Raw genomic sequence first — 26,568 nt, 5'->3', positions numbered from 1 at the left:
ATGGCCGGAATACAGCAGATCATCGAGGACGCCTTCGACCACCGCGACCAACTGTCGCCGGCTTCGGCCGACCCGACCATCGTCGAGGCGGTCGAATCCGCGCTGGCCATGCTCGATGACGGCTCGGCCCGTGTCGCCGAACCCACGGCCAATGGCTGGCAGGTCAACGAATGGCTCAAGAAGGCCGTGCTGGTGTCGTTCCGCCTGCGCGACAACGCGCCGATCGACGGTGGGCACACCCAGTATTTCGACAAGGTGCCGGGCAAGTACGCCGACTACGACGAGGCGGCCTTCAGGAAACAGGGCGCGCGCATCGTGCCGCCGGCCATGGTACGCCGTGGCGCGCATATCGCACCCAATGCGGTGGTGATGCCGAGCTATGTGAATATCGGCGCCTATGTCGGCGCCGGCACGATGATCGATACCTGGGCCACGGTGGGCTCCTGCGCCCAGGTCGGCGAAGGCGTGCATCTGTCCGGCGGCGCCGGGCTGGGCGGCGTGCTGGAGCCGCTGCAGGCCGCGCCGACCATCATCGAGGACGGCTGCTTCATCGGCGCGCGCTCGGAGATTGTCGAAGGCGTGCGCGTCGGCCGCGGCTCGGTGATTTCGATGGGCGTTTTCATCGGCGCCTCGACCCCGATCTACGACCGCGAAGCCGACAAGATCATCCACGGCGAAGTACCGGCCGGCTCGGTGGTCGTCGCCGGCAGCCTGCCGCGCGACAACGGGCGCTATTCCATCAACGCCGCGATCATCGTCAAGAAAGTCGATGCCTCGACCCGCGCCAAGGTCGGCGTCAACGAACTGCTGCGCAACGTCGAATAATGCGGCAGTTGTTTGGCATCAAGACCTGCGATACCTGTCGCCGCGCCCGCAAATGGCTGGATGACGCCGGCATCGATTATGCCTGGATCGATGTGCGCGAAGACGGCGTCAGCCGCGAACGCCTGGACGCCTGGCGCGAAGCGCTGGGCGACGCGGCGCTGCTCAACAAGCGCAGCAAGACCTGGCGCGATTTCGACGCCGACCAGCGTGCGGCGGCCGAGGCCGATCCGATGCCGGTGCTGCTCGCCCATCCCACGCTGATCAAGCGGCCGATCCTGGAAACGCCGCGCGAAACGCTGGCCGGATTCTCGCGGGCGCGCTACGAAAACGCGCTCACCGGCGGCAGCTGTTGATGCCGGAAACGCCCGCGCTCGATCTGGCCCGCGAATTGATCCGCCGCCCCTCGGTCACGCCCGAGGACGCCGGCTGTCAGGATCTGCTCGCCGACCGACTGGAAGCCGCCGGCTTTGCGATCCAGCGCCTGCGGTTCGGCCCGGTCGACAACCTGTGGGCCGTGGCCGGCAAATCCGGCCCCCTGCTCTGCCTGGCCGGGCACACCGATGTGGTGCCCGCCGGGCCGGCCGAACAGTGGTCGCACGATCCGTTCGCCGCCGAGATCGTCGACGGCAGGCTCTACGGCCGCGGGGCGGCCGACATGAAATCCAGCGTCGCCGCCATGGTGTGCGCGGCCGAGCGGTTTCGCGCCGAACAGCCCGGTCACCCTGGCCGCCTCGCATTCCTGTTGACCAGCGACGAGGAAGGCCCGGCCATCGACGGCACGCGGGCCGTGATGCGCTGGCTGGCAGAACGCGGCGAGCGCATCGATTTCTGTCTGCTGGGCGAGCCTTCCAGCAGCCATGAGCTGGCCGACACGATCAAGAACGGGCGTCGCGGCAGTCTCAACGCCCGCATCCGCGTGCGCGGACGACAGGGCCACGTCGCTTATCCGCAGCGCGCCGACAACGCCCTGCACCGCCTGATCGGCCTGTTGCACGACCTCACCGCGCATCGCTGGGACGACGGCGATGCCTTCTTCCCGCCGACGTCTTTCCAGGTCTCCAATCTGCGCGCCGGCACCGGAGCCGAGAACATGATTCCCGGCGACGCCGACGCGGTATTCAACTGGCGCTTCTCGCCGTTGCAGAGCGCCGCGTCGATTCAGGCCGTCGTATGCGATTACTGCGGCCGCCACGGCGTCGATCCCCACGCCATCGAATGGCGCCTGTCGGGCGAGCCCTTCATCACCGAGAGCGGCCCCCTGATCGATGCCGCGCGCCGTGCCATTCGCCAGTGCTGCGGCCACGACGTGACGCTTTCGACCGCCGGCGGCACGTCGGACGGCCGCTTCATCGCGCCGACCGGCGCCGAAGTCATCGAACTGGGGCCGCTGAACGCCTCGATCCATCAGATCGACGAACACATCGAGGCAGCCCATGTAGATCAGCTGGCCGGTGTCTATTACGCGCTGATCGGGGCACTGCTCGGCGGTTCGTGACCGCCCGACGGCCGGTCAGACCGTGGACAGCGGCGTCGGTCGCAGCCCGGCCATGGCCGGCCGGCCCAGCGCATCGCCGCGCTCGCCCGCGGCTTCGAGGGCGGCCCGCCATTCGTCCAGCTTCTGGTCGGCGTGACAGTAGCCACGATAGACCACATCGTCGAGCGTGTCCCAGTCGAACATGCCGATGCCTTCGACCGGCATGTGCAGCGCCAGGTCCGCACGCGCGTCGATCTCCCGGCGTTCGCGGTCACTGGACAGCGTGGCGGTGTGGAACAGAATACGGAACATGTTCAGGTGTCGCCCGGCCGCGCCGAGTGACAGCAGCGAGGTCGTGGGCGAATCGTCGGCCATTTCCACGGTCAGCGTCGACTCGCTGCTGACGTCGGAGACGATCACGTGCCCGCGCCCCATCTCGGCCATGGTGTCGAAGGGAATCGCATTGAGCAGGCCGCCATCCACCAGCAATTCGCCGCGATGGACGGTGGGCGGCGCAATGCCCGGCACGGCCATGCTCGCCGCGACCCAGGTGGCGAGTTCGCCCTCGTCGTGCACCACGGGCAGGCTGCGCGACAGGTTGGTCGACAGACAATAGAACGGGATATCCAGGTTCTCGATCAGCCGGTCGCCGAAGATCGCGCCCAGTTGCCGGCGGAATTTCTCCGCCGTGATCAACGAGATGCGCGACAGCGAATAATCATTGAGATACTTGCCGGTGACAAACGTCTCGCGCAGGCGCGCCAGCATGGTGGTGGCGTCGTCACCCATTGCGATCATGCCGGCGATGAGCGCCCCCATGCTGGTGCCGCCCACGGCATCGATCGGGATGTTCTTTTCGTGCATGGCCCGCACCAGGCCGACGTGGGCGAAGCCGCGCGCCCCGCCGCCGCCAAGCACCAGACAATTCGCCCGGCCCGAGACGAGCCGCGCGACACGCGCCATCTGGTCCGGCGGATAATCACGCGCCACGCGGTGATGAAAGCCGGCACGCGCCACCCGACGCCAGCCGAGTGCGGAATACTCATCGTCCTGGCCGTACAGCAACACGACCTCCATCGGCGCGCGCAGCGCCTGCTCCCCCAACCAAGCCAGATTGCGCGAGACAAACGGCCGCTGTTCGCCATAAGCGACAATCAGTACGCGGTCGGCCTGGCGCAGCCCGCGGCGTGTCCAGGCGTCAGGCTCGGCGCTGCCCTGATAGATCAGGTAGCGGTAGCGTTCCTCGAGCTGCGTCAGCCAGCGGGTGAGCGCCCGGTGCGACTCACCCGCGCCCAGGTCGGCCTCGGCCGTCCCATCGCCCAGCGCCGTATCCACGCGCGAGGCGTCGATACGCAATGTCGGCGCATACGCCGCCAGCGCACTGGACAACGCGCGCGAAAACCCCGCCACGTCCACCCCGGGGTGCGCCGGCACCACCGCATACGTCCGGCCGCTCTGCACGCTGTCGCGGCTGGCCATCGGCGACATGTCGCTCAGGCGATCCGCGATCAGCCGGGTCACCTGCAGCATCGCCTGCGGGTAACGTGAGACCAACGATTCGAACTGCGCGCGCGATATCCGCAGCAGCTGCGTGTCGCGCATGGCGAGGCCATCGGCGGAATGCTTCTGCTCGCGAATGATGGAGATCTCGCCCACCATCTCGCCGGCGCCAAGCTCACCCATATGCATCGACGGCCCGTCGTCACGCGGGCGGACGACACGAATGCGGCCACTGACGATCACATACAGCGCATCGCTGTCGTCGCCGGCTCGAAACAGATATTCCCCGCCCCCGATTTCCACCCACTCCGCGCGCGCGGCGATGGTGCGCAGCGCGCGGCGGTCGAGATCCCGGAACAGCGGGTTGGCGCGCAATATGGCCTGCGTATCCATAGACTTCAGTGTATCGGCAATACCGGGGCTCGCGGTACGTGCATAAAAAAGCCCGGGCCGATCACGGCCCGGGCCACGGAAGCGCCGTTCCGACCAGCGGTCAGGCCGCGTCTTCCATGTCGGGGTTGTACTCGCCGCGCGCCGCCGCACCATTGTTGCGGGCACGCTTGAGAAACGCCCGTTGGGCCGCGGGTACGTTATCCGTCTGCCCGGCCCACGCCTTGAGCGCCGGCGTCTGCAGCGCACGACCGAACGAGAACGAAAGCGTCCAGGGTTGCGGCCCCCGGCGATTCATCGCATCCAGATGCGCCGTAGCGTCTTCATCGTCCTGCCCGCCGGAGAGGAAAACAATGCCGGGCACCGCGGCCGGCACGCAACGCCGCAGGCTTTGCAGCGTGGCGTCCGCCACCTGGTCCACCCCGGCCTGCTCGGCACAGTATTTACCCGAGACGACCATGTTGGGCTTGAGCAGCATGCCTTCCAGCAGCACACGCTGTTGTTTCAACTCGGCGAACACGGCATCGAGCACCGCCTCCGTCACCTGCTGGCAGCGTTCGATCGAGTGCTCGGCGTTCATGAGCACTTCGGGTTCGACGATCGGCACGATGCCCGCTTCCTGGCACAGCGCGGCGTAACGAGCCAGCGCATGCGCATTGACCTGAATGCAATAATCGCTCGGCCGGTTTTCCGCGATATCGATCACGCCGCGCCACTTGGCGAAACGCGCGCCCGCATCGGCATAGGTCGACAGGCGCTCGCGCAGCCCGTCGAGGCCTTCGGTGACTTTCTCCTCCGCGCTTCCCGCCAACGGCTTGGCACCCTGGTCCACCTTGATCCCGGGAATCATGCCCTTGCCGGCCAGCAATTCCGGAAAAGGCGTGCCGTCGTCGGCTTTCTGAAAGAGCGTTTCCTCGAACAGAATCACGCCGCTGATGAACTCTTCCGCGCCCGCGGTCGTGAACAGAAGATTGCGATAGGCCCGGCGGGTCTGTTCCGTCGATTCGACGTTGATACTGTCGAGTCGCTTCTTGATGGTACCGGTGGATTCGTCGGCAGCCAGCAGCCCCTTGCCGTACGTCATCAACTGACGAGCGGTGTCTATCAAAACCTGGTCTTGCATTGCGCTCTATCCTCCATAGTAGTGGTAACGGTGGTGTCGCAGCCTCTCCCGGCCACGCCACGAATACGCGCAATTTGTTGTATGGCGGAGAGGGTGGGATTCGAACCCACGAGGGGCTTGCACCCCTGCCGGTTTTCAAGACCGGTGCATTCAACCGCTCTGCCACCTCTCCCAAAAATCCATGGACCGTTGGCTGAATCGCCGGGGACTCGCGAAACCGCGCCCGGCCGACGCCTCACGACGCTATTTTCGAGCCGCAGTATGCCGCCATGCAAGCCGCGCGGCCAGGGCTTTTCCCATGGTCACGGTCCCACCGCCGACCGGCCGCGCATGGGCGTTGTCCGATTCGCGCGCTTTCTTTATACTCCGCGCCTCGCAAGTTTCGCCGGGATAGCTCAGTCGGTAGAGCAACTGATTCGTAATTAGTAGGTCGGAGGTTCGATTCCTCTTCCCGGCACCAGATAAAAAGCCCCCGCGTCATCGGCTCGGGGGCTTTTTCATGGGCCAACCACGATAACGCGGGGGCACTTGCCTGCTATCGCCACCGTTCGGGGCGGGCACTGTCGCCGCTCGCCGCCGACCGATAGGCCGCTTCGACCAGCGCGAGCGTGTTGAAGTTGTCCGGCCCCGCGGTGGGCGCGCCGTCGGCATCGCCCTCGGCCATCCGGCAATGTTCGCTCACAAGTACATCCTCCGCACCTTTTTAAGTGCCCCCCGCTGTGTGGCGGCCATCGGGGCGCGGTGGTCCCACCGCCGTCCATCGGCTGCGCGCCAGCGCTCGTCGAGCGATGCTGCGCCACGGGATGAAAACAGACTAAGCTAAGAACATAACAAAGGGGAAGGCACAATGGGGGCCGCCAACATCCGCGGATTCACGCTGCTCGAGCTCATGGTCACGATTGCCGTGGCCATAGTGTTGCTGACGCTCGCGATTCCGTCGTATCGCAGCTTGGTCACGCGCAATAGTCTGGCGGGCAACGTCAACGATCTCGTGGGCTCCCTGAACTATGCCCGCAGCGCAGCGGTAAGCCGTGGCACAACGGTCTATGTCTGCGCCAGCCAGAACCAGACAACGTGCCGCGACGACGGCGTCTGGAGCGACGGCTGGATCATCTACGCGCCGGATCCAAGCACGACCGACACCTCACCCAGCGCCAGCAATATGCTTCGTGTCCACGGCGCCACCGGCTCCGGCGTCAAACTGATCGCGAACCACGACGTGCCCTTGAGTTTCAACGCGGACGGATTCGCCATCATAGGACGAACCTTTACCGCCACCACCGAAGATGGCCGGACCAGCACATCGGTCACCGTGGCCTCGACCGGACGCGTCGACAGCAGCACGCCATGACCTCGCCGGCGCCCCAGAACGGTTTCACCCTGCTCGAGGCCCTGGTGGCACTCGTGGTGATCTCGATCGGCCTGCTCGGCCTGCTCGGCCTTCAGACCGTGGCCATCGTCAACACGCATGTATCGAAATCGCAGACGCTGGCCAGTATCGGGGCCGACGATATCGCCGACCGTATACGGGCGAATCCTGCGGCAGATGCCTCGCTGGTCTACGCGCAGATTTCCGACAGCGGCACGACGCAGCCGCAAACTGATTGCACGCAATCCGTGTGTGATCCATCGGCCATGGCAAGCTACGACGCCTGGGAATGGCAACAGACGCTGGCGAACACCCTGCCCGGTGGACGAGGGGACGTCAGCTGTGTCTCGCCCACGAATCCCGGCAGCAACGACCCATGTCGCATCTACGATGTCACCGTACTCTGGCGGGGCCGGGATGCGGCGGCCGGCAGCGGCACCGGCGATGTGTCGGCCTGCCCGAACGCGAGCAACGGAGGCGGTGTCGGCACGGGGTTGCGCTGTTATTCCATCGAGGTCCAGCCGTGAGCGGTGTCGTGACGGGGCGCCAGCCCGCGAACCAACGCGGCTTCACGCTGGTGGAACTCATGGTCGCGCTGGTGATCGGCCTGCTGTTGTTGGCCGGCGTGCTGCAGATTCTGCTGAGCAATCGCGCCAGTTTCGACGCCCAGCGTGCCACCGCGCACCTACAGGAAAACGCGCGCCTTGCGGAGTTCGTTCTCAGCCACGCGATCGCCCACGCGGGCTATCGCACGGAGCTGGATGCCGCCGAAACCACGATTTTCCCCGCAACCTCGAACCAGAAAACGGCCAATTACCCCGACGGCGCCTACATCACCGGCGCCACCGATGCCGATGGGGACAACGATGCGCTGCGCATGCGTTTCCAGGCACGCGGGGATGTGCGTGATTGCCTCGGTGGCTCGGTCGGCACCGCCCAATCCGCCGAGACCACCGACTTCGAGTTCTTCGTCAACGGCAACGACACCCTGGAATGCACCAAATTCAGCAACGGCGGATCGACAACGCAGCCAATCGTCGAGAACGTCGACCGGTTCAAGGTGCGCTACGGGTTGAACACCAACGGTACCGCCGGGGTCGATCACTACGTCACCACCCTGACCGGCACCCAGGCCCGGGAGGTCCGCAGTGTTCGAATCCAGCTGCTGCTGCACAGTGCCGACAACGATCCCGCGCTGTCACAGCCCGTCGACCAGAAGTACGATTTCAGCGATGGCTCGACCTTCGAGACCACCGATCGCCGCGCCCGCCTGCTCGTTGATCGTACGATCGCGATCCGGAACCCGAGCCCATGAGCATGCCCCGCCCAGCGACGCCCGTCGCCAGCAGACGCCAGGACGGCTTCATTCTGGTGACGAGCCTCATATTTCTCGTCGTTCTGACGTTGCTGGCGGTTTCGGCGATCAACTCTTCGACGCTACAGGAACGCATGGCCACGAATCAGCGAGAGAAGTCGCGCGCCCTGGACGCCGCGGATTCCGCCCTAAGTCACGTGGAAACGCTGCTCGCCTCGACCGGCTTTCGTCAGTGCAACCCGGTCATGAACCCCACCGCGGGCACCAGCGCCGCTGCAAACAGCGGCTGCGATACCAGCGCTTCCGGGCTCACCGTCATCCCCGCGGGCTCTGGCACATCGGACTCGACGAGCTACTATCTTTCCGACCAGTTCTGGTCCCAGGCCGGCGTGAGCAGCTATCAACTGCCGGCCGATGCGAGCAGCACCGGTCTGAACGTGCAATACGTTGTTGAATACGTGCGCGAGCAGGCGAACGATCTCAACCCGGGCTCGGCCGGCACCGTCATACTCTTTCGCATCACGGCTCGAGCAGACGGGCGTTCGCCAGCGTCCCGGGCCGTCGTGCAGAGCATTTACCAGGTCACCACCTAATGGCCTGCAACCTGAATTCATCGCAGGATTTCGGCGTTTCTTCGCACCGTGTGGCCGCGCACCCATGCGCCGCGGCCCCGATACGGCTGATCGCCACGCCTTGCCGGGCACAACAAGACACTCGCACCACATGGCGCGAACTCGCGTCAAGGGACGCTAGGGGGATGCCGATGCCGCACAAGAACGCCCGACCGCGCCTGATCGAGCTACTGTTTCTGATCGTCGTGATCACGCTCGCCTGTGCGGCACAACGTGCCACCGCGGCCAGCAGCTCGGCCATCAATTTGACCGACCAGCCGGTCGTAACCGGCTCGGGATTGGCACCGAACATTCTGGTCGCGGTCGACAACTCCGGCTCGATGGATTTTGAAACGCTGTTTCCCACCGACGACGGCGTCCTGTTCTGGGACGGTTACAGCCGGTCGTTCTGGTCCAACGGCGGTTATGTCCAGAACAGCAACACCGGTTATGTCTACCTCTTCCCCAACGGCTACAACAATTGCTACGGCAGCAACTGCACCTACCGCGACCGTCGAATCTACTCGGCTTATCTCGCCTTGCCGCCGATTCCCGCCTTCGGCTTCGCCCGCGACCCGGAGTTCAACAAGGCCTATTTCAACCCCGCCACGCAGTACACGCCCTGGGTAAACCGTGACCCTTCCAATCCAAGTGCGGCGTACTACGACCCCGAGATCAAATCCGGAACGATAGACCTTACGCAGACCAAAGAATCAACTGCCAACGGAGAAAAGTTCGACTTTCAACCGGGCATGGTCATACCGGCCGGCACCAAGTATTACCACACAACACAAACAACCTCTTCAGCTACTTATTACAACATCTGTTATAACCAATGGCGCGGGTATGCGTACTATGCCACAACAACAGAAATTTATAACAGACAATGCAATTACTATGGCTATACGTTTTATGCGCAGAAAAACATTCCAACAACAAGCCAATCCACTGGCTTCATAGCGGATAACTCAGATCACCGCGTCTCTTACGCCACCAGTTACGGCGTCGCATACTTCCCTGCAACGTTTTACTTAAAACAATCAACCCCTCTTCCCGCCAACTTCGGATGGAAAACAGGCGCGCCTAAAATTCAGGGCCAAGGTCCGGACGGTCAGTCTTTATACGGCTATGAAATCAAGCCCGCGAACTTCACATCAACCGCCGCCTACAATGCAGCGATCCAGAACTTCGCCAACTGGTTTACCTATTACCGCAAGCGCAGCCTCGCCATCCGCGGCGGCATCACTCGGGCATTCAAACAGATCGGCCGCGTGCGCGTCGGCAGCTGTACGATCACGGAGGCTAAAAACCGTCTGAGCAGTATGTACAACGGCTCGTCCTACCTGACCATGACGAGCCTGCCGGCGGTGGGCGACGAAAGCGGCGGGGTCCGCCGGGACTTCTACGAATCGATTTATGGCCTGGATTTCAGCCAGGCGCTCGGCACGCCCAACCGCCCCGCCCTGTACTACCTGGGACGAGAGCTGGAAAACAACCCGAATATTATCCAGTCGCCCTGCCAACGCAACTACGCACTGCTTTTCACCGATGGATACAATAACGGCACCGTGAGCCGCGTCGGCAATGTCGACGGCAACTACGGCACCGGCAACCATTCCCCGATTCCGGATCGTTATACGAATACGATGGCGGATATTGCCATGCGGTTCTACAAGCAACTCAACCCGCCCAGCAACATCGGGGATGCCGCAGTTCTGCCGCTGCCCAAGGGTTGCCCGGGCGACGAATCGGTCGATTGCGAACAGAAGCCGCATATGACCACCTTCGGGATCACCCTCGGGCAAAGCGGTTATATCTTCGGCAATAGTGCCTACGCGGCGCAGAATAAAGACCCATATGCCAATCCGCCACCGTGGTATCTCAGCTCCTACAGCGGCAACCGCTATGCACCCGGCAACTTGCCGACCTCGGGGCCGCAGGAAATCGATGATCTGTGGCACGCAGCGATCGATTCCCGCGGCGCGCTGCTCAACGCGTCCTCGCCCCAGGAGTTGGCCGGCAAATTCACGTCGGCACTGAACCAGATTCTCGGTCGCGGCGAGACGCTGACCAATGCCACCGGCAACAGCACATCGCTGACATCCAATTCGGTGGTCTTTCAAACACAGTACGAAACCACCCACTGGACGGGCGACCTGATTGCCTTCAACGCAAAGACCGGGTCCACGGCTGCATCGGACCGCCTGTGGAGCGCGGCGTCGCTTCTGACCGGCGTTAAAGGGGCCACTACGAGCGATGGGCGCACGATTATGACCTCACTGCGCAGCAACAGCTCGACCACCGGCGGCGCGGTATCGGGGGTGCCATTCACATCCGCCGGCCTGGCCTCGGCGGGTATTCCCAGCCTCACACCCGACGCCATCGCTTATCTGCGCGGCCACCGCGACAAGGAACAGACCGGCGCCAGCAACGACATCGCCAACGGCCGGATCTACCGTAATCGTGGCGATACCGTACTCGGCGATATCATCAACTCGGTGCCGACCTATGTCGGCACGCCCACACCGCTGCGCTACGCCGGCACGTGGCACGACCAGCTCTACCCGAACCAGTCCATGCCCGAGAACAGCGGGCAGACCTATTACAACCCGAGCAGCTCATCGAGTTTCGTATCGCAACAGGCCAGCCGTGAGCCCATGGTCTATGTCGGCGCCAACGACGGCATGCTGCATGGCTTTGATGCCAAGACCGGCGCCGAAAAACTGGCTTATATCCCGAACACCCTGCTCGACTCGCTGGCCGGCGGCGCCGACCCGCTGACCAGCCCATCCTACGCGCATCGTTCCTTCGTCGACGGTCAAACCACCGCCGGCCCGGCCTATTTCAACGGTAAATGGCACACCATGCTCGTCGGCGGTCTGCGCAACGGCGGTAACACGGTGTATGGGCTCGATATCACTGACCCGAGTACTTTCAGCGAGTCCAATGCCGGCAGCATCGTCCGCTGGGAGTTCAAGGCCCCCGGGCTCGGCAAGACCTTCGGGAAACCGTCCATCGTGCGTCTGCACAATGGCGAATGGGCCGCGATATTCGCCAATGGTTACAACAGCGACAACTACGGCGCATCGCTTTATATCGTCGATATCGCCGACGGCCACGAGATCGCCCACCTGACCACCGGCGCGACGCCGGTCAACGGCGCCCAGGGCAACGGCCTGGCCACGCCCTTTCCTGTCGATATCGACGGCGACCATGTCACCGACTATGTCTACGCTGGCGATCTGTACGGCAATGTCTGGCGTTTCGATCTCACATCGAGCAATCCGGGCGACTGGTCCGTTCACAAGATATTCCAGGCCAAGGCGTCCAACGGCAGTATTCAGCCGATCACCACCCAGGTGCAGGTCGCCGCCCATCCGAATGGTATCGGCTACGGCGTGATGGTCTACTTCGGCACCGGCCAGGATATCCAGCCACTCAATGATAACCAGAGCGCCACGCCGAACAGTTTCTACGGCGTCTGGGATCCGGAGGTGATCTCCTACGATCTGGGCACCAATAATGCCCCGCCCCGGCCGGATAACTGGTTCGTCACCCGCGATCAACTGGTGTCGCAGTCGGTAAGCACGATCAGCCCCGGCAACGGCATTGCGGGGCTCAGCTACCGGACGGTAACGGACAATCCGGTCACCTACATCGACAATAACGGCAAGATCGCGGACCGTGGTTGGGCCATCGATTTACCACAGGACAGCGGCGAAGCGGTGCTCAATCCAGCGTCGATCGTGGGCGATAACGTGGAATTTTCCACCACCGTGATCAACCGCCAGACCTGCTCACTCACCAGCAACGGGTATTTCATGGCGGTAAGCCGGGTCAATGGCGGGCCGGCGGCCAACAATATCTTCGACGTCAACGGCGACGGGGTCGTGAACGAGCAGGACGCCAGCACGCCACGCGTGGCCGGCGTCGGCTTCGGCTCGAAGAGCGGTTCGCCCGGCCGGGGAGCGAGTTTCAACGACCTCGTCCACGGCACACAGGTGATCAAGACACCATTGACCGGCGGCGGCACCGCAACCATTACACTGGCCCGGGACTTCCTCAACGGTCGCCGGTCCTGGCACGAGATTCGACGATGACCATGCGCAGATTCAGACGCTATCGGGAGCGGCGCGCTCCTGGCCGGCTACAAAACGGATTCACGCTCATCGAATTGATGATCGTGGTGGCGATCATCGGCATCCTGGCGGCCATCGCCTATCCGAGCTATCTCTCCCACGTTCGCGAAGCACGCCGGGTAAACGCCAAGAGCCTGTTGCTCAAGGCTGCCAATGAAGAAGAGAAGTACTATTCGGTACAGAACCAGTACACGGCGAGCATGAACAAGCTGGGCCTGCCGAGCACCACCGAGAACGGGTTCTATAAGGTCAGTGCCAGCGTCTCCGGCACGAACAACGACAAATACACTATCAGGGCCACCGCGCAGGCCGATCAGGTCAACGATACCTGCCGCACCATGACCATCGATCAGACCGGCGCCAAAAAAGCAACGAACGCCAGCGGGCAGGACGTTTCCGATACCTGCTGGTAGCCGCCGCGCCCGCCGGGCCGATGACCCGAGTACGGCGCTCAGCCGTTACGCCTGGGCCATAGCATGTCCACCGCAATCAGCACCGCGCCGATGCAGATGGCGCTGTCCGCCAGATTGAATGCGGGGTAGTGCCATGCCCCGATGTGGAAATCCACGAAATCCACCACGAAGCCGCGCGTGGCGCGGTCGATCGCGTTGCCGAGCGCGCCGCCGGCCACCAGGCTGAGCGCCGCCGCCAACAACCGGCTGTCGTGCGGGTGGCGACGCATCCAGACCAGAATACCGATCACCACGGCCACGCTGAGCCCCACGAACAGCCACGGCGTCGCGCCGCGCAGCATGGAGAAGGCCGCGCCGGTGTTGTGCACCAATGTGAAATTGAGCCAGGGCAACAGCGGCGTCGACTCGTACAACGTGAAATGATTGACGATGAGCTGCTTGGTGATTTGATCGGCCGCGATCACCAGTGCCGATAGCCAGAGCCAGTGCACGTTCTGCAACTCAAAGCCCCGTTCGGCCCCGGCGTCGTCTCGGAATTGACTCATTGCGAACTCGTGTTATCCAGCAGCCGTCGAACCTCGGCGACGTCGGCATGCATCTGACGGGTCAACGCGTCGAGGGAGTCGTAATGCTCCTCGGCCCGTACGAAGTGCTCGAAGAATACGTCAATCCGCTGGCTATATAAATCGCCCGAGAAGTCGAGCAGATAGATCTCCAGCAGCTCATCGCGGCCGTTGACCGTCGGGCGCACGCCGAAGCTCGCCGCGCCGGCATGCGCACGCCCGTCAGCCCGTTGCACGCGCACCGCATAAACGCCGTAACGCAGCGCCGCCGGGCGCTTCAGGCGCAGGTTCGCGGTGGGAAAGCCGAGCGTTCGCCCGAGCTGCTCGCCGTGCACCACGCGCCCGGTGATCCGGTAGGCGCGGCCCAGCAGCCGCGAGGCCGCCACCACGTCGCCCACGCCCAGGCGTTCGCGCACACGGGTCGAACTGACGCGCTCGCCATCCACACAGACATCCGGCACGGGCAGCAGTTCGACGCCGCGCGCCTCGGCGAAGCGTTCGAGCGTATGGATATCGCCCGCGCGCCGATGACCGAAGCGGAAATCGCGCCCCACCAGGATCGCACGCGCGCCGAGCCGTCGCTGGATCAGATCGTCCAGAAACGACTCGGGCGACAGCTGGGCGAAGGCCCGGTCGAAACGCGCCCGCACGAACAGATCGATGCCCAGCGCGGCGGCATCCTCCATTTTTTCGCGCAGCGACGACAGCCGCGGCGGCGGATCATCCGGCATGAAGAAGGCGCGCGGCGTCGGGTCGAACGTCATCAGCGCGGCCGGCAGGCCGAGCGCGGCGCCGCATTCGTGCACGCGCTCGATCACCGCCTGATGCCCTCGATGCAGGCCATCGAAATTGCCGATCGTCAGCACGCAACCCTGCGGCTGGACTGGCGCGGCGCGTACGGAACGGATAATGCGCATCAGGCTTTCCCACTCACTCCCGATCACTGACTCGAGCCGTGGCCCAGGCGAAACTGGCGCGGCCGGATGCCGACCAGCCCGAGCACGACGAAATAAATCGCGACGCCGACGCCGATCCAGAACGACAGCCAGGCCGCGCGCATGAGCGCGCTACGCGATTCCCAGACCATTGTGGTGGCGGCGCCCACGTGCAACGCCACCGCCATCACGATGCACGCCAGCGCAACACGCCACAACAACGCCGCCCAGCCGGCACCCGGCTGATAGGCACCGCTGGCGCGCAGGTGGCGAAACAACAGGCCCGCGTTGATGAATGCGCCCAGCGAACCAGCCAGCGCCAGACCGGCATGCGGCGCCGGCCAACGCATGTACAGGAAGATACCGACGAAGATGAGATTCATCGCCATGCCGCTGATCATCGAGATCACGCCGCAGCGCACCGGCGTGCGCGAATCCTCGCGCGAATAAAACCCGGTCACCAGCACCTTGACCAGCGAGAACCCCATGAACCCCAGCGAGTACGCCATCAATGCGTATTGGCTCATGAGCGCATCGTGCGCATTGAACGAGCGATAAGTGAAAAGCGTGGCTACCAGGGGCCCCGCAAGCACGAACAAACCCACCATCGCCGGCAGGCCAAGCAGTGCCAGCAGCTTGAGCGCCCAGTCGAGCGTGGCCGAGAACGCCGCCGTCGACGCGCTGGCATGGCGCGCCGACAGCGTCGGCAGAATGACCGTCGCGATCGCCACGGAAAAGATGCCCAGCGGGAATTCCATCAGCCGGTCGGCATAGTACAACCAGCTCACGCTGCCGGCCGCCAGGCAGGAAGCCACGATCGTATCCAGCAGCAACGTAAGCTGTGCGACCGATGAGCCGAACATGATCGGCAGCATCAGGCGCAGGATACGACGCACCTTCGCGTCCGCCCACGCCCAGCGTGGCCGCGGCAGCCGATCGATGCGGATCAGGAATGGAATCTGGAATGCGAGCTGCGCCGCCCCGGCGATGAAGACCCCGATGGCCAGCGCGATCTCGGGGCGTGCGAACAGGGGCGACAGCCCGAGCGCGGCGCCGATCATGCAGATGTTGAGCAGCACCGGCGTGACCGCGGGTACCGCGAACTGCCCATAGGTATTGAGCACCCCGCCGGCCAGCGCGGTCAGCGATATGAACAACAGATAAGGGAAGGTAATCCGCAGCATGTCAACCGCCAGCGAGAACTGGCTCGGCGAATCCGCGAATCCGGGCGCAAAGGCATAGATCAGTAGCGGCGCTGCAATCACGCCGATCACGGTCAAACCGATGAGAATGACGCCAAGCGTACCCGCCACCGCCGACACCAGCGCCTTGACATCGTCGCCGCTCTCCTGGTTGCGCGTCGACGACAATACCGGCACGAACGACTGCGCGAACGCACCTTCGGCGAACAGGCGCCGCAGGAAGTTGGGGATCTTGAAGGCCACGAGAAACGCGTCCATCGCCGGGCCGGCCCCGAACATCACCGCCAGCGTGACATCGCGCACAAAACCCAGAATGCGCGAGCAGAATGTCATCGCGCCGACGACGCTGGTCGATCGGGCCAGAGATGAAGCCATTGCAAATGCACGAAGCCGAAACGCTGCGCACTATAGCCTTTAATGCGTGCGAGTCGAAACACGCGCGTGCAAGTTGACAACGGCGCGCGCAGAACCCATAATCGCGCGCCTTTCCGGCATCCAACCCATATTTCAGGAGCTGTCCGTGGCGAATACTGCCCAAGCCCGCAAACGCGTCCGCCAGGCGACCGAACATCGTCAGCGCAACATGGCGCAGCGTTCGCTCGTGCGTACGCATATCAAGAAGGTGCAGAAAGCCATTGCCGCGAACGATCTGTCGAGCGCGCAGGAAGCTTTCAAGAGCGCCGTGCCGGTCATCGACCGCATGGCCGGCAAGGGGCAGATCCATCGCAACAAGGCCGCGCGTCACAAGTCGCGCCTGAATGCGCAGATCAAGGCGATGGCCCAGGCCTGATCGCTGCCGCGCCCCGCGCATGAAAGCCCGCCCCGGCGGGCTTTTTTGTGTCCGACGCACGCGTCGGCGATTGCGCCATGGACGCGGCCGCCTGCCGGCGCGCCGTGAATCCGCCCGAGCCCCGCACCACAACGTCCCGGCCCACAACCAAGGGGCGGCGCGCCCAGCCACACACATGCAGGCTTTCGCGAGAGCCGGCGGCACGCACGCGAACGCGCCGTACGTAGTGCCGCCCCGGCACACGGCAACGCCGGACAGCGGGCGCTCGAATGCCTTGCGGCAGCGACCGTCCCGGCGGCCGCGACGGCATTGAATGCCGGGCCGACACCCGCGACAGGAGCCAATGTCCTGTCACGCCGATGCATCGTCCTATTTCGACTCTTTTAGCGCCGTGCGGCGTTGCCGCCATTCACCGCATGCCCGGATACGGCGCGTCACCGCGCCCTGCCCGGCAAAAGCGCCCGCATCCATGACGCACGCTAGCGCGATATCGTCACCAGGTTATCGCGATGGATGAATTCCGGCTCCCGATCGTAGCCGAGGATGGCCGGGATACGCTCACTCGTCTGGCCCATCAACAACCGGGCCTCCCGGGCATCGTAATTGACCAGTCCCTGCGCCACCTCGACGCCCTCGGGCGCCACACAGACCACGAGATCACCGCGCCGGAAATCCCCCTCGACCCGCGTGACGCCGATCGGCAACAGGCTGCGGCCCGACTCACGCAGGACACGGGCCGCCCCCGCGTCGACATGCAAACGCCCACGCACCCGGCGCTGGCCGGCCAGCCAGTTCTTGCGCGCCGCGCGCCGCCCGCCCGGGCGTGGCAGTAACAGCGTGCCCAGCGCCTCGCCCGCCACCACCCGCTCCAGCACGCGCGACTCACGGCCATTGACGATCACCGTCATGGCGCCGGAGTCGGCCGCCTGGCGCGCAGCCCGGATCTTGGTTTGCATGCCGCCCCGGCCCAGTGCACCGCCGCCGGCACCGGCCATGCCGAGCAGTTCCGGCGCATAGGCCTCGACCTCATGGAGCAGGCCGGCATCGGGGTAAATTCGCGGATCGGCCTCGTACACCCCCGCCTGATCGGTGAGGATAATCAGGCCGTCGGCGTCGATCAGATTGACCACCAATGCGGCCAGCGTATCGTTGTCCCCGACCCGGATCTCCTCCATCGCGATGGCGTCGTTCTCGTTCACGATCGGGATCACGCCCAGACCCAGCAACGTCATCAACGTGCGCCGCGCGTTCAGATACCGTCCGCGATGCGAGACATCGTCATGCGTGAGCAACACCTGGGCGACCCGGCGGTCGAAGGTCGTGAACGCGCGGCCGTATGCCTCGACGAGCCCGGCCTGGCCGACCGATGCGGCCGCCTGCAATTCGTCGAGACGCTGCGGGCGCAAATGCCAGCCCAGACGCACCATCCCCTCCGCCACCGACCCCGAGGAGACCAGCACCACCTCACTGCCGCCGGCTGCCAGTGCCGCGATCTGACGCGCCCACTCATCGAGCCGGTCGCGGTCGAGCCCCTGGCCGTCTGCCGTCAACAGCGCACTGCCGATCTTGACGACCCAGCGACGCACGCCGGTCAGGCGGTCACGCGTGCTCATCGTCCGGCGACTCGGCATCGTCATGGCCGCTGTCGGCATCCTGTTGTGCCGATTCCGCCTCAAGTGCGTCCATCGCCTGCTCGATCAGCACGCGCAGCGAATCCGGATTGATTGCGGAAATCGTGTAGACCGGCCCCTGCCAGTCCAGCGCTGTCACCACGCGATCACGCAGTGCCGCCACGGCGTCGGCATCCAGGGCGTCCACCTTGTTCAGCAACAGCCAGCGCGGGCGCCTGGCGAGTTCCGGGTTGAATCGCTCGAGTTCCTCGGTGATCGTGCGGATCTGTGCCACCGGATCGCGCCCTTCGATATCGACGGCATCGACCAGATGAAACAGCAGCCGTGTCCGCTGGACATGACGCAGGAAGCGGTGCCCCAGGCCGATCCCCTCGGCCGCCCCCTCGATCAACCCCGGGAGATCAACCAGGGTAAAACTCCGCAGCGGCCCGGCGGCGACCACACCCACCTGCGGCTGCAGGGTCGTGAACGGATAGTCGGCGATTCGCGGCCGGGCCGCGGAAATGGACGACAGCAACGTGGACTTGCCGGCGTTCGGCAGCCCGACCAGCCCGACATCCGCCAACAGCTTCAGCTCGAGGCGCAGCTCGCGGATCTCGCCGGGCGTGCCGTCGGTCGTCTTGCGCGGCGCCTGATTCGTGCTCGACTTGAAGCGGGCGTTACCGAGCCCGTGGTAGCCCCCCTGGGCCACACACACGGTCTCGCCGTCGTGCGTCAGATCGCCGATCAGCTCGTCGGTCTCGCGCGAGTAGCAGAGCGTGCCCACCGGCACGGGCAGATAACGATCGTCGCCCTTGGCACCGGTCCGGTTCTTGCCCGCGCCGTTACCGCCGCGCTCGGCCTTGAACACGCGGTTGATTCGATAATCGTAAAGCGTGTTGAGGTTGTGATCGGCGATCAGGTAGACGCTGCCGCCATCACCGCCATCACCGCCATCGGGGCCGCCGTGCGGTACGTATTTCTCACGCCGAAAACTCAGGCAGCCATGGCCGCCGTCGCCAGCTTCGACCCGGAGATTGGCTTCATCAACGAATTTCATGCGGTCCGCCCTCAGCGCGGGATGATGACCGGCTTATCACAACAGTACGAGCAAGCATAAAAAAGCCCCGCCGGAGCGAGGCTTTCGCGATCGCGCACCGATCGCCTGTCAGTCGGCGGCCGGAACCACGGAAATGAACTTGCGGTTACGCGGGCCTTTCACGGAAAAATCCACGGTGCCGTCGATGCTGGCATACAGCGTGTAGTCCTTGCCGGTGCCGACATTCGAGCCGGCGTGAAAGCTGCTGCCACGCTGACGAACGATGATGTTGCCGGCCTTGACCTGCTGGCCGCCGAATTTCTTCACGCCGAGGCGTTTGGATTCGGAATCCCGGCCATTGCGGGTACTGCCGCCTGCCTTTTTATGTGCCATGAGCTAGTTCCTCCGGTTCGAGGGTGTCGATGCCGATGCGCTCAAGCGCCCGGAATCGAGGTGATCTTGAGCTGCGTGTAGTGCTGGCGATGACCATGCGTGCGACGATACTTCTTGCGACGCTTGAACTTGATCACTTCCACCTTGTCGGCGCGGCCATGGCTCTGCACGTCGGCAGACACTGCCTTGCCGTCGAGCACTGGCGTGCCGACCTGGACGTTTTCGCCGTCGGAGATCAGCAATACGTCGGCCAGTTCGATCGTGCTGCCGGCCTCGGCATCGAGCTTCTCGACGCGCACCACATCGCCCTCGGCGACCCTGTACTGTTTACCGCCGGTACGGATTACCGCGTGCATGTCCACTCCAAACGCAGGTTGCGGGCTTGTTCGGCCCGTTTAAAGAGCGCGAATGATACGGCTTTGGGCGGCGCCGGTCAACGCTTGTGTGCGGCGCCCGCTTTCTTGACAGATAGCAGCCGCAGCCCTAAGTTTGCCGCTGTTTTTGCGATCCCGGACAGATGAATATCCAGCCGCTGTTTCAGCCGGTCGAAAATGACATGCGCGCAGTCGACGCGCTGATCCGTAAACGGCTGAGCTCCGATGTCGTGCTCATCAATACGCTGGGCGAATACATCATTGCAAGCGGCGGCAAGCGCATCCGCCCGGCGCTGGTCGTGCTCGCCGCGCGTGCCGCCGGGTATCAGGGCAGCGCTCATCACCTGTTGGCGGTGATCATCGAGTTCATTCACACCGCCACCCTGTTGCACGACGACGTGGTGGATGAATCCACGCTCCGCCGCGGGCGGGAAACCGCCAACAGCGTCTGGGGCAATGATGCCAGCGTGCTCACCGGCGACTTCCTCTACTCGCGCGCCTTCCAGTTGATGGTGGAGCTCGACTCGCCCGAGGTGATGAAGATACTGGCCGACGCCACCAACCGCATCGCCGAAGGCGAGGTCATGCAGTTGATGCATGCGCATGACCCGAACCTGAGCGAATCCGATTATCTGGAGGTGGTGGACCGCAAGACCGCCAGCCTGTTCGCCGCCGGCTGCCGTCTCGGCGCGCTGATCGCGGGGCGCACGCCGGCCGAATGCCAGGCGATGGCCGATTTCGGGCGCCATCTGGGCATCGCCTTCCAGGTGATCGACGACGCACTCGACTATGGCCATGGCGACGACAGCTACGGCAAGAATCTCGGCGATGACCTGTCAGAAGGCAAGACGACACTGCCGCTGATCTGCGCGCTGGCGCGCACGCCCGAGGCTGAAGCGGCGCCGCTGCGCCAGGCAATTCGGGACGCCAACCTGGGCGCGCTGGATTCGATTAAAAAAGCGATTGAATCCACCGATGCGATGACATACACTTTCGGCCGCGCCGACGAGGCAGCCAACGCAGCGATCGATTGCCTGGCCCCGTTCGAGTCGACGCAGTTCAAGGACGCCCTGATTCTGCTGGCCGAATTTTCGGTCCAGCGTCGGTCCTGACCGTCATCGGAGTATAGCTCAGCTTGGTAGAGCGCCACCTTCGGGAGGTGGAGGTCGTAGGTTCAAATCCTGCTACTCCGACCATCTTTTTTGTTCCCGCCTGACACCCCGACAACCGCGAATCGCGCGTGAACGCTCGGGCGCTGGCGGAGCGTAATCCCCCCGCCCCCGCGGTTTCGGGCGGCCACGACAACGACGCGACGCTGGACGCCGCGCCGCACCGCCTCAAGGCGAACCGTCGGCCTGCTCCGCCATCATCCGATCATAGCCTCGCGCGAGTTGCGCCTTCTCGTCGTCGTCGAGCACGCGACCGGCGACCTGAAAGATTTCCCGCTCCTCCTCGTCCAGGTGATGCGTGACCAGATCCTCGAGCTTCCGGGCGGAACTCAGCCATGCGGGCGAGCTGTAATCGGTCGCTTCGATCGCCGCCACCAGCTCGTCGATCTCGTGGTGCTCGGCCACGCTGTGGCGCGCTTTTTCCTGCGTCATATCGTGCTCCATCAGCGGATTGTAGAAGTACCGCTCCTCCGCGTTCTCGTGATGCACAAGCTCCGCCTTCACCGCGGCAAACAGGCCTTCCCGCTTGTCGGAGTCGCCGTGCGTCTCGCACAGCGCGGCCAGCAATCGGCGTTGCTTGTCATGGCTTTCGCGCAGCGCTTCGAAGATCGTTTTCACGTGGATTCTCGCTGTGAATTACAGCCCGACCATAGTTCATGGCACGCCATGAGGAAACCGCCTACAATCGACGCATCGGTTCACCCGTGTAATCTGACGTACTCGGCGGCCCGATCCAGCGGATCGACAGCTTTTGGTACGCGGTGCAACTATGCCGACAACCCAACGCACGACGCGCCAGACGACCCTTGGCGGCCTGGCGCGACAACTCGTCGAAGACGGCCTCATCGAGTACGAGGCGGCGCTTCGTATCCAGGCAGAAGCCCAGCGCAACGAAGAGTCGTTCGTGGCGCGGGCGGTGGCGACCCGGGCGCTTAGTGCGCCGGTCCTGGCACGGGCCCTGGCGCGCGCCTTCTCCATGCCGCTGCTGGATCTGCGCGCGGTGGATCTCGCCCATGCCCCGATCGACGCCGCCCCCGAGAGCCTGATCCGCAAGCACGGAGCGCTGCCCATTTTCCGGCGCGGCCGGACGTTGTATCTGGCGGTGGCGGATCCCACGAATTTGCAGGCGCTGGACGAATTCCGGTTCAATACCGGCCAGCAGATTGAAGCGGTACTGGTCGAGCAGGACAAGCTCGAACGCGCGATCGAATCGAACTTCAGCGCGCTCGACAGCGCGATGGCCGGCCTGGACGATGTCGCGCTCGACAATCTCTCAGCCGAGCAGGATGGCGGCGACAGCACCAGCTCCGATGCGCTCAAGGCCGACGCCGATGACGCGCCGGTGGTGCGTTTCGTGAACAAGGTGCTGCTGGATGCCATCAACCGCGGCGCTTCCGACATCCACTTCGAGCCCTACGAGCAACGCTACCGGGTACGCCAGCGCCAGGACGGCGTGCTGCGCGAGGTGGCCTCGCCCCCGGCCGCCATCGGCATGCGCCTGTCGGCACGGCTGAAGGTCATGGCGCGACTGGATCTGGCCGAACGACGCATCCCGCAGGACGGGCGTATCAAGCTCAACCTGTCGAAGAACCGATCCATTGATTTCCGTGTCTCGACCTGCCCGACGCTGCACGGCGAAAAGATCGTGTTGCGTATCCTCGATCCGGCCAGCGCGCAGATGGGAATCGAAGCGCTCGGTTACGAGGATTACCAGCGCGAAATCTTCGAGTCGACCATTCATAAGCCGTACGGCATGGTGCTGGTGACCGGCCCTACCGGCAGCGGCAAGACAGTGTCGCTCTATACCGCGCTCAATATCCTCAACACGGCGGACCGCAACATTTCCACCGCCGAGGATCCGGCGGAAATCAACCTGCCGGGCGTGAACCAGGTCAACGTACAGCCGCGCGTCGGGCTGACCTTCGCCGCCTGCCTGCGGGCTTTCCTGCGCCAGGATCCGGACGTCATCATGGTCGGCGAGATTCGCGACCTGGAGACGGCGGAAATTGCCATCAAGGCGGCCCAGACCGGACATATGGTGTTGTCGACGGTGCACACGAATGACGCGCCGCAGACCCTCACCCGCCTGATCAACATGGGCGTGCCCGCCTACAATATCGCCGCCTCGGTGACGCTGATCATCGCCCAACGCCTGGCCCGCCGGCTCTGCCCCCAGTGCAAGACCGCAGCGGAAATCCCGCCCGATGCGCTGATCGAGGAAGGCTTCTCGGCCGAGGAAATCGAGCATCTCACGATCTACGAAGCCAATCCGAAAGGTTGCGATCATTGTACCGACGGCTATCGTGGACGCGTGGGGATCTATCAGGTGATGCCGGTCACCGATGCCATCGGCCAGATCATCATGTCGGGCGGCCATGCCGACGATATCGAGAAACAGGCCGCCTCGGAGGGCGTGCTCAACCTTCGCCAGGCCGGCCTCAACAAGGTGCGCCACGGGGTCATCAGCCTGGCCGAACTCAACCGCGTTACGGTGGAATAGAGATCACGGCCCGTTGTCGCTGCCAACGGCGGCGTGGCAAGCCCGATCGCATCCCGCGCCCTCGCCGAATGGGGCCATTCGAACACACCGGGGGGACCGCCAAGCCTTGGCATGACGTGCCATCGCGAACCGGTCGGCACCCATGCCGCGTAACCGCAACCGAACCGGGGCATCGCGGTCGCACCGTGCGTAGACTGAAGGATTTGCGTCGCAACGCCGTGTGATGCAAAACCGCGCCGGCCGCCGGCCAGGCCGGCGCGGACAGTGGCGTAGGTCGGATGAGGTGCTTGCACCGTAATCCGACAGCCGGGCCTCGTAACCCGCCGGTTGAGCGTCGGATTAAGCGCTGCGCGCTGATCCGACCTGCCGTCAGGTCATTGTCTTTAAATTAATTCACTGCAAAAAAGAGCCTGCCCAGGCCCTCGTTGACCCAAGAGCGGTATAGCTGTCGCACTGCGCCCGCGCCGAGGTTCACCTGCCCGGCCTGCGCCGGACGTGGGCGGCCGCCCCGCCCGAAGCGGCGCGTCGCCCACGTCGCCCTTATCAGGCCTGCTCGGGCGTCTTCTCGCTCGACGAGACATCCAGATCGAGCTCATCGTTGACCACCCGGACCACCACGCGGCCGCCGTGGGCCAGTTCGCCGAACAGCAGTTCCTCGGCCAGCGGTTTCTTGATGTTCTCCTGAATCACGCGGCCCATCGGGCGTGCGCCCATCTTCTCATCGTAGCCGCGCGCAGCCAGCCAGGCTCTTGCCTCGGACTCGACCACCAGCTCCACACCGCGCTCTTCGAGCTGGGCCTCGAGCTGCAGCACGAACTTGTCGACCACACGCTCGATGATATCGCCCTTGAGCGGCGCGAACTGGATGATGGAGTCCAGACGGTTGCGGAACTCGGGCGAAAAGCCGCGACGGATCGCCTCCAGGCCATCCGTGCTGTTATCGGATGGATTGAAGCCGATACTGCGGCTGGCCATCTGCTCCGCGCCGGCGTTGGTCGTCATTACCAGGATGACGTTGCGGAAATCCGCCTGCCGGCCATTGTTATCGGTGAGCGTACCGTGGTCCATCACCTGCAGCAGCAGGTTGTAGATGTCCGGATGCGCCTTTTCGATCTCGTCCAGCAGAATCACCGAGTGCGGCTGCTTGTTGACCGCCTCGGTCAGCAGGCCGCCCTGGTCGTAGCCGACATAGCCCGGGGGCGCGCCGATCAGGCGCGACACGGTATGCCGCTCCATGTATTCCGACATGTCGAACCGGATCAGCTCCACGCCCAGATGCAGCGCGAGCTGACGTGTGACTTCGGTCTTGCCGACGCCGGTAGGCCCGGCGAACAGGAACGAGCCGATCGGCTTGTCGCGGTTATCCAGTCCCGAGCGTGACATCTTGATCGCGCTGGACAGCGAGTCCACGGCCTCGTCCTGGCCGAAGATGACCAGCTTGAGATCGCGATCGAGCGTGCTGAGCACGGCGCGGTCGTCGCGGGACACGGTCTTGGACGGAATCCGGGCGATCCGCGAGACCATTTCCTCAATATCCCGAACCTGCACCGTCTTGCGCCGCTTGGTCGACGGCCGCAGACGCAGACGCGCCCCCGCCTCGTCGATCAGGTCGATCGCCTTGTCGGGCAGATGCCGGTCGTTGATATGACGCGCCGACAACTCGGCCGCCGCCTCCAGCGCCGGGTTGGTGAAGCGCACCTGGTGGTGCTCCTCGAACCGGGTCTTGAGCCCCTTGAGGATCTGCACGGTGTCGGCCACGCTCGGCTCCGGCACATCCACCTTCTGGAACCGGCGCGCCAGCGCACGATCCTTCTCGAAGATGGTCCGGAACTCCTGATACGTGGTCGCGCCCATGCAGCGCAACTCGCCCGAAGCGAGCTTCGGCTTGAGCAGGTTCGAGGCATCCATCACGCCGCCCGAGGCCGCGCCGGCGCCGATCACGGTATGGATCTCGTCGATGAACAACACCGCACCTTTTTGCTTGCCGAGTTCGGCGAGCACACCTTTGAGGCGCTTCTCGAAATCGCCGCGGTACTTGGTGCCCGCGATCAGTGCGCCAAGGTCCAGCGCATAGATCACGCTCTTGGACAGAATATCCGGCACACGCCCTTCGACAACCATCCGCGCCAACCCTTCGGCGATCGCGGTCTTGCCGACGCCGGCCTCGCCTACCAGCAAGGGATTGTTCTTGCGCCGACGGCACAATGTCTGGATCACGCGCTCGATCTCGTGCTCGCGGCCGATCAGCGGGTCCACGTCGCCCTCGGCGGCCTTGCGGTTCAGATTGGTGGCGTACTGTTCCAGCGGCGACGCGCTCGACTCGCCGTTCTCGTCGCTCTGCGACTGGCCGGCGCTGCCGGCGTCACCGGATTCCTCGCCCGACTTATTGACGCCGTGCGAGACGAAATTGACCACGTCCAGGCGCGTGACGTCCTGTTCGCCCAACAGGTATACCGCGTGCGACTCCTGCTCGGAGAAGATCGCGATCAGCACATTGACCGCGGTGACCTCCTTCTTGCCGGACGACTGCACGTGATAGACCGCGCGCTGCAGCACGCGCTGGAAACCCAGCGTCGGCTGAACCTCGTGGTCTTCGCCGGCCGGCACGACCGGCACATGCGTGTCGATGTAATTCTTGAGTTCACGCTCGAGACGTTGAATGTCGGTGTTCACGGCCTCGAGCACCTCGATCACTGCCGGATTGTCCAGCAATGACATCAGCAAATGCTCGACGGTGAGCATTTCGTGATGCTGACGACGCGCAACCATGAAGGCGGCGTCGAGTGCAGTCTGCAGTTCTTGGCTGAGCATTTTGCGTCCCCGAACTTGGCGTT

The 26,568-nt window shown here is 64.2% G+C and carries 24 protein-coding genes and 3 tRNA genes; 14 read left to right on the top strand and 13 right to left on the bottom strand.

Annotated elements, in window-relative coordinates; all coding sequences use genetic code 11:
• Genes dapD through dapE form a run of 3 tightly spaced genes read left to right on the top strand, consistent with a single transcriptional unit; the run spans position 1 to position 2,320 of the window.
• Positions 1-825 (top strand): 2,3,4,5-tetrahydropyridine-2,6-dicarboxylate N-succinyltransferase, encoded by an 825-nt coding sequence (gene dapD / locus ACS8YF_RS00815; RefSeq protein ID WP_440848312.1) that lies wholly within the window; start codon positions 1-3, stop codon positions 823-825.
• Positions 825-1,178: a Spx/MgsR family RNA polymerase-binding regulatory protein gene (locus tag ACS8YF_RS00810; RefSeq protein ID WP_440848311.1), complete on the top strand. Its 354-nt coding sequence runs from the start codon at positions 825-827 to the stop codon at positions 1,176-1,178. Before dapD ends, ACS8YF_RS00810 begins: the two co-directional genes overlap by 1 nt.
• Positions 1,178-2,320, top strand: coding sequence for a succinyl-diaminopimelate desuccinylase (gene dapE / locus ACS8YF_RS00805; protein ID WP_440848310.1), 1,143 nt, complete (start codon positions 1,178-1,180; stop codon positions 2,318-2,320). The genes ACS8YF_RS00810 and dapE overlap by 1 nt, the downstream gene beginning before the upstream one ends.
• Positions 2,321-2,335: 15 nt before the next feature.
• Here dapE and ACS8YF_RS00800 read toward each other — a convergent pair whose 3' ends face one another.
• The 3 genes from ACS8YF_RS00800 to ACS8YF_RS00790 form a co-directional block, all read right to left on the bottom strand.
• Entirely contained in the window at positions 2,336-4,192 is a 1,857-nt protein-coding gene (locus tag ACS8YF_RS00800; protein ID WP_440848309.1) for a patatin-like phospholipase family protein, read from the bottom strand.
• Between the two features lie 100 nt (positions 4,193-4,292).
• Positions 4,293-5,312 carry a class I fructose-bisphosphate aldolase gene (locus tag ACS8YF_RS00795; protein ID WP_440848308.1) on the bottom strand — a complete coding sequence of 340 codons (1,020 nt, stop codon included), beginning with the start codon at positions 5,310-5,312 and terminating at the stop codon, positions 4,293-4,295.
• A gap of 82 nt (positions 5,313-5,394) precedes the next feature.
• Positions 5,395-5,484: transfer RNA gene (locus ACS8YF_RS00790), tRNA-Ser, on the bottom strand.
• Between the two features lie 212 nt (positions 5,485-5,696).
• On the opposite strand from ACS8YF_RS00790, the gene ACS8YF_RS00785 reads away from it, so the two are divergent.
• Positions 5,697-5,772, top strand: a tRNA-Thr gene (locus ACS8YF_RS00785).
• 75 nt (positions 5,773-5,847) lie between these two features.
• Here ACS8YF_RS00785 and ACS8YF_RS00780 read toward each other — a convergent pair.
• On the bottom strand, positions 5,848-5,994 hold the full coding sequence (locus ACS8YF_RS00780; RefSeq protein WP_440848307.1) for a hypothetical protein: 147 nt from the start codon (positions 5,992-5,994) through the stop codon (positions 5,848-5,850).
• Positions 5,995-6,159: 165 nt separating this feature from the next.
• Here ACS8YF_RS00780 and ACS8YF_RS00775 point away from each other — a divergent pair, with 165 nt between their 5' ends.
• From ACS8YF_RS00775 to ACS8YF_RS00750, 6 genes are read left to right on the top strand one after another with little or no spacing between them, the layout of a single operon-like run.
• On the top strand, positions 6,160-6,663 hold the full coding sequence (locus ACS8YF_RS00775; protein WP_440848306.1) for a GspH/FimT family pseudopilin: 504 nt from the start codon (positions 6,160-6,162) through the stop codon (positions 6,661-6,663).
• Positions 6,660-7,208, top strand: coding sequence for a type IV pilus modification protein PilV (pilV, locus tag ACS8YF_RS00770; protein ID WP_440848305.1), 549 nt, complete (start codon positions 6,660-6,662; stop codon positions 7,206-7,208). The genes ACS8YF_RS00775 and pilV overlap by 4 nt, the downstream gene beginning before the upstream one ends.
• Positions 7,205-7,996 (top strand): PilW family protein, encoded by a 792-nt coding sequence (locus ACS8YF_RS00765; protein WP_440848304.1) that lies wholly within the window; start codon positions 7,205-7,207, stop codon positions 7,994-7,996. Before pilV ends, ACS8YF_RS00765 begins: the two co-directional genes overlap by 4 nt.
• Positions 7,993-8,589 carry a pilus assembly PilX family protein gene (locus ACS8YF_RS00760; protein WP_440848303.1) on the top strand — a complete coding sequence of 199 codons (597 nt, stop codon included), beginning with the start codon at positions 7,993-7,995 and terminating at the stop codon, positions 8,587-8,589. The genes ACS8YF_RS00765 and ACS8YF_RS00760 overlap by 4 nt, the downstream gene beginning before the upstream one ends.
• Entirely contained in the window at positions 8,589-12,707 is a 4,119-nt protein-coding gene (locus ACS8YF_RS00755) for a pilus assembly protein (RefSeq protein ID WP_440848302.1), read from the top strand. Before ACS8YF_RS00760 ends, ACS8YF_RS00755 begins: the two co-directional genes overlap by 1 nt.
• Positions 12,708-12,709: 2 nt before the next feature.
• Positions 12,710-13,159 carry a type IV pilin protein gene (locus tag ACS8YF_RS00750; protein ID WP_440848301.1) on the top strand — a complete coding sequence of 150 codons (450 nt, stop codon included), beginning with the start codon at positions 12,710-12,712 and terminating at the stop codon, positions 13,157-13,159.
• 38 nt (positions 13,160-13,197) lie between these two features.
• On the opposite strand, the gene lspA is transcribed toward ACS8YF_RS00750, so the two are convergent.
• The 3 genes from lspA to murJ are packed head-to-tail and all read right to left on the bottom strand — an operon-like array spanning position 13,198 to position 16,234.
• Entirely contained in the window at positions 13,198-13,704 is a 507-nt protein-coding gene (lspA, locus tag ACS8YF_RS00745; RefSeq protein ID WP_440848300.1) for a signal peptidase II, read from the bottom strand.
• Positions 13,701-14,639 (bottom strand): bifunctional riboflavin kinase/FAD synthetase, encoded by a 939-nt coding sequence (locus tag ACS8YF_RS00740; RefSeq protein WP_440848299.1) that lies wholly within the window; start codon positions 14,637-14,639, stop codon positions 13,701-13,703. The genes lspA and ACS8YF_RS00740 overlap by 4 nt, the downstream gene beginning before the upstream one ends.
• A 23-nt stretch (positions 14,640-14,662) precedes the next feature.
• On the bottom strand, positions 14,663-16,234 hold the full coding sequence (murJ, locus tag ACS8YF_RS00735) for a murein biosynthesis integral membrane protein MurJ (RefSeq protein WP_440848298.1): 1,572 nt from the start codon (positions 16,232-16,234) through the stop codon (positions 14,663-14,665).
• Positions 16,235-16,379: 145 nt separating this feature from the next.
• Here murJ and rpsT point away from each other — a divergent pair, with 145 nt between their 5' ends.
• The gene (rpsT, locus tag ACS8YF_RS00730) at positions 16,380-16,649 is read left to right on the top strand and encodes a 30S ribosomal protein S20 (RefSeq protein WP_440848297.1); all 270 of its coding nucleotides are present in this window, start codon (positions 16,380-16,382) and stop codon (positions 16,647-16,649) included.
• A gap of 479 nt (positions 16,650-17,128) precedes the next feature.
• Here the strand turns inward: rpsT and proB are convergent, their stop codons facing one another.
• The 4 genes from proB to rplU all read right to left on the bottom strand — a co-directional run bounded on the left by proB (position 17,129) and on the right by rplU (position 20,047).
• Positions 17,129-18,262, bottom strand: a complete 1,134-nt coding sequence (gene proB, locus ACS8YF_RS00725) for a glutamate 5-kinase (RefSeq protein ID WP_440848296.1) — start codon at positions 18,260-18,262, stop codon at positions 17,129-17,131.
• Complete coding sequence (cgtA, locus tag ACS8YF_RS00720; protein WP_440848295.1) at positions 18,249-19,319, bottom strand: Obg family GTPase CgtA; 1,071 nt, start codon at positions 19,317-19,319, stop codon at positions 18,249-18,251. Before cgtA ends, proB begins: the two co-directional genes overlap by 14 nt.
• A gap of 108 nt (positions 19,320-19,427) precedes the next feature.
• Positions 19,428-19,691: a 50S ribosomal protein L27 gene (rpmA, locus tag ACS8YF_RS00715; RefSeq protein ID WP_440848294.1), complete on the bottom strand. Its 264-nt coding sequence runs from the start codon at positions 19,689-19,691 to the stop codon at positions 19,428-19,430.
• 41 nt (positions 19,692-19,732) lie between these two features.
• A complete protein-coding gene (gene rplU / locus ACS8YF_RS00710; RefSeq protein ID WP_109995450.1) occupies positions 19,733-20,047 on the bottom strand; it encodes a 50S ribosomal protein L21 in 315 nt (104 codons plus the stop codon).
• A gap of 161 nt (positions 20,048-20,208) precedes the next feature.
• Here rplU and ACS8YF_RS00705 point away from each other — a divergent pair, with 161 nt between their 5' ends.
• Positions 20,209-21,177, top strand: coding sequence for a polyprenyl synthetase family protein (locus tag ACS8YF_RS00705; RefSeq protein ID WP_440848293.1), 969 nt, complete (start codon positions 20,209-20,211; stop codon positions 21,175-21,177).
• A 7-nt stretch (positions 21,178-21,184) separates the two neighbouring features.
• A tRNA-Pro gene (locus ACS8YF_RS00700) sits at positions 21,185-21,261 on the top strand.
• A gap of 141 nt (positions 21,262-21,402) precedes the next feature.
• Here the strand turns inward: ACS8YF_RS00700 and ACS8YF_RS00695 are convergent.
• On the bottom strand, positions 21,403-21,852 hold the full coding sequence (locus tag ACS8YF_RS00695; protein WP_440848292.1) for a hemerythrin domain-containing protein: 450 nt from the start codon (positions 21,850-21,852) through the stop codon (positions 21,403-21,405).
• Between the two features lie 151 nt (positions 21,853-22,003).
• Between ACS8YF_RS00695 and pilB the strand changes: the two genes are divergently transcribed.
• Positions 22,004-23,734, top strand: a complete 1,731-nt coding sequence (gene pilB / locus ACS8YF_RS00690) for a type IV-A pilus assembly ATPase PilB (RefSeq protein ID WP_440848291.1) — start codon at positions 22,004-22,006, stop codon at positions 23,732-23,734.
• A 543-nt stretch (positions 23,735-24,277) separates the two neighbouring features.
• Here pilB and clpA read toward each other — a convergent pair.
• Positions 24,278-26,545 (bottom strand): ATP-dependent Clp protease ATP-binding subunit ClpA, encoded by a 2,268-nt coding sequence (clpA, locus tag ACS8YF_RS00685; RefSeq protein WP_440848290.1) that lies wholly within the window; start codon positions 26,543-26,545, stop codon positions 24,278-24,280.
• Between the last annotated feature and the right edge of the window lie 23 nt (positions 26,546-26,568).

The sequence above is a fragment of the Salinisphaera sp. SWV1 genome (genome assembly GCF_052044155.1).
GTDB lineage: Bacteria > Pseudomonadota > Gammaproteobacteria > Nevskiales > Salinisphaeraceae > Salinisphaera.
Note: the sequence above shows the minus strand (reverse complement) of the source record. Positions and strands in the feature narration are given on the sequence as shown.

What these genes read in the sequence shown, in the direction of transcription:
- dapD (WP_440848312.1), top strand. Translation starts at nt 1, where the DNA reads ATGGCCGGAATACAGCAGATCATCGAGGACGCCTTCGACCACCGCGAC.
- ACS8YF_RS00810 (WP_440848311.1), top strand. Translation starts at nt 825, where the DNA reads ATGCGGCAGTTGTTTGGCATCAAGACCTGCGATACCTGTCGCCGCGCC.
- dapE (WP_440848310.1), top strand. Translation starts at nt 1,178, where the DNA reads ATGCCGGAAACGCCCGCGCTCGATCTGGCCCGCGAATTGATCCGCCGC.
- ACS8YF_RS00800 (WP_440848309.1), bottom strand. Translation starts at nt 4,192, where the DNA reads ATGGATACGCAGGCCATATTGCGCGCCAACCCGCTGTTCCGGGATCTC.
- ACS8YF_RS00795 (WP_440848308.1), bottom strand. Translation starts at nt 5,312, where the DNA reads ATGCAAGACCAGGTTTTGATAGACACCGCTCGTCAGTTGATGACGTAC.
- ACS8YF_RS00775 (WP_440848306.1), top strand. Translation starts at nt 6,160, where the DNA reads ATGGGGGCCGCCAACATCCGCGGATTCACGCTGCTCGAGCTCATGGTC.
- pilV (WP_440848305.1), top strand. Translation starts at nt 6,660, where the DNA reads ATGACCTCGCCGGCGCCCCAGAACGGTTTCACCCTGCTCGAGGCCCTG.
- ACS8YF_RS00760 (WP_440848303.1), top strand. Translation starts at nt 7,993, where the DNA reads ATGAGCATGCCCCGCCCAGCGACGCCCGTCGCCAGCAGACGCCAGGAC.
- ACS8YF_RS00755 (WP_440848302.1), top strand. Translation starts at nt 8,589, where the DNA reads ATGGCCTGCAACCTGAATTCATCGCAGGATTTCGGCGTTTCTTCGCAC.
- ACS8YF_RS00750 (WP_440848301.1), top strand. Translation starts at nt 12,710, where the DNA reads ATGCGCAGATTCAGACGCTATCGGGAGCGGCGCGCTCCTGGCCGGCTA.
- lspA (WP_440848300.1), bottom strand. Translation starts at nt 13,704, where the DNA reads ATGAGTCAATTCCGAGACGACGCCGGGGCCGAACGGGGCTTTGAGTTG.
- ACS8YF_RS00740 (WP_440848299.1), bottom strand. Translation starts at nt 14,639, where the DNA reads ATGCGCATTATCCGTTCCGTACGCGCCGCGCCAGTCCAGCCGCAGGGT.
- murJ (WP_440848298.1), bottom strand. Translation starts at nt 16,234, where the DNA reads ATGGCTTCATCTCTGGCCCGATCGACCAGCGTCGTCGGCGCGATGACA.
- proB (WP_440848296.1), bottom strand. Translation starts at nt 18,262, where the DNA reads ATGAGCACGCGTGACCGCCTGACCGGCGTGCGTCGCTGGGTCGTCAAG.
- cgtA (WP_440848295.1), bottom strand. Translation starts at nt 19,319, where the DNA reads ATGAAATTCGTTGATGAAGCCAATCTCCGGGTCGAAGCTGGCGACGGC.
- rpmA (WP_440848294.1), bottom strand. Translation starts at nt 19,691, where the DNA reads ATGGCACATAAAAAGGCAGGCGGCAGTACCCGCAATGGCCGGGATTCC.
- rplU (WP_109995450.1), bottom strand. Translation starts at nt 20,047, where the DNA reads ATGCACGCGGTAATCCGTACCGGCGGTAAACAGTACAGGGTCGCCGAG.
- ACS8YF_RS00705 (WP_440848293.1), top strand. Translation starts at nt 20,209, where the DNA reads ATGAATATCCAGCCGCTGTTTCAGCCGGTCGAAAATGACATGCGCGCA.
- pilB (WP_440848291.1), top strand. Translation starts at nt 22,004, where the DNA reads ATGCCGACAACCCAACGCACGACGCGCCAGACGACCCTTGGCGGCCTG.
- clpA (WP_440848290.1), bottom strand. Translation starts at nt 26,545, where the DNA reads ATGCTCAGCCAAGAACTGCAGACTGCACTCGACGCCGCCTTCATGGTT.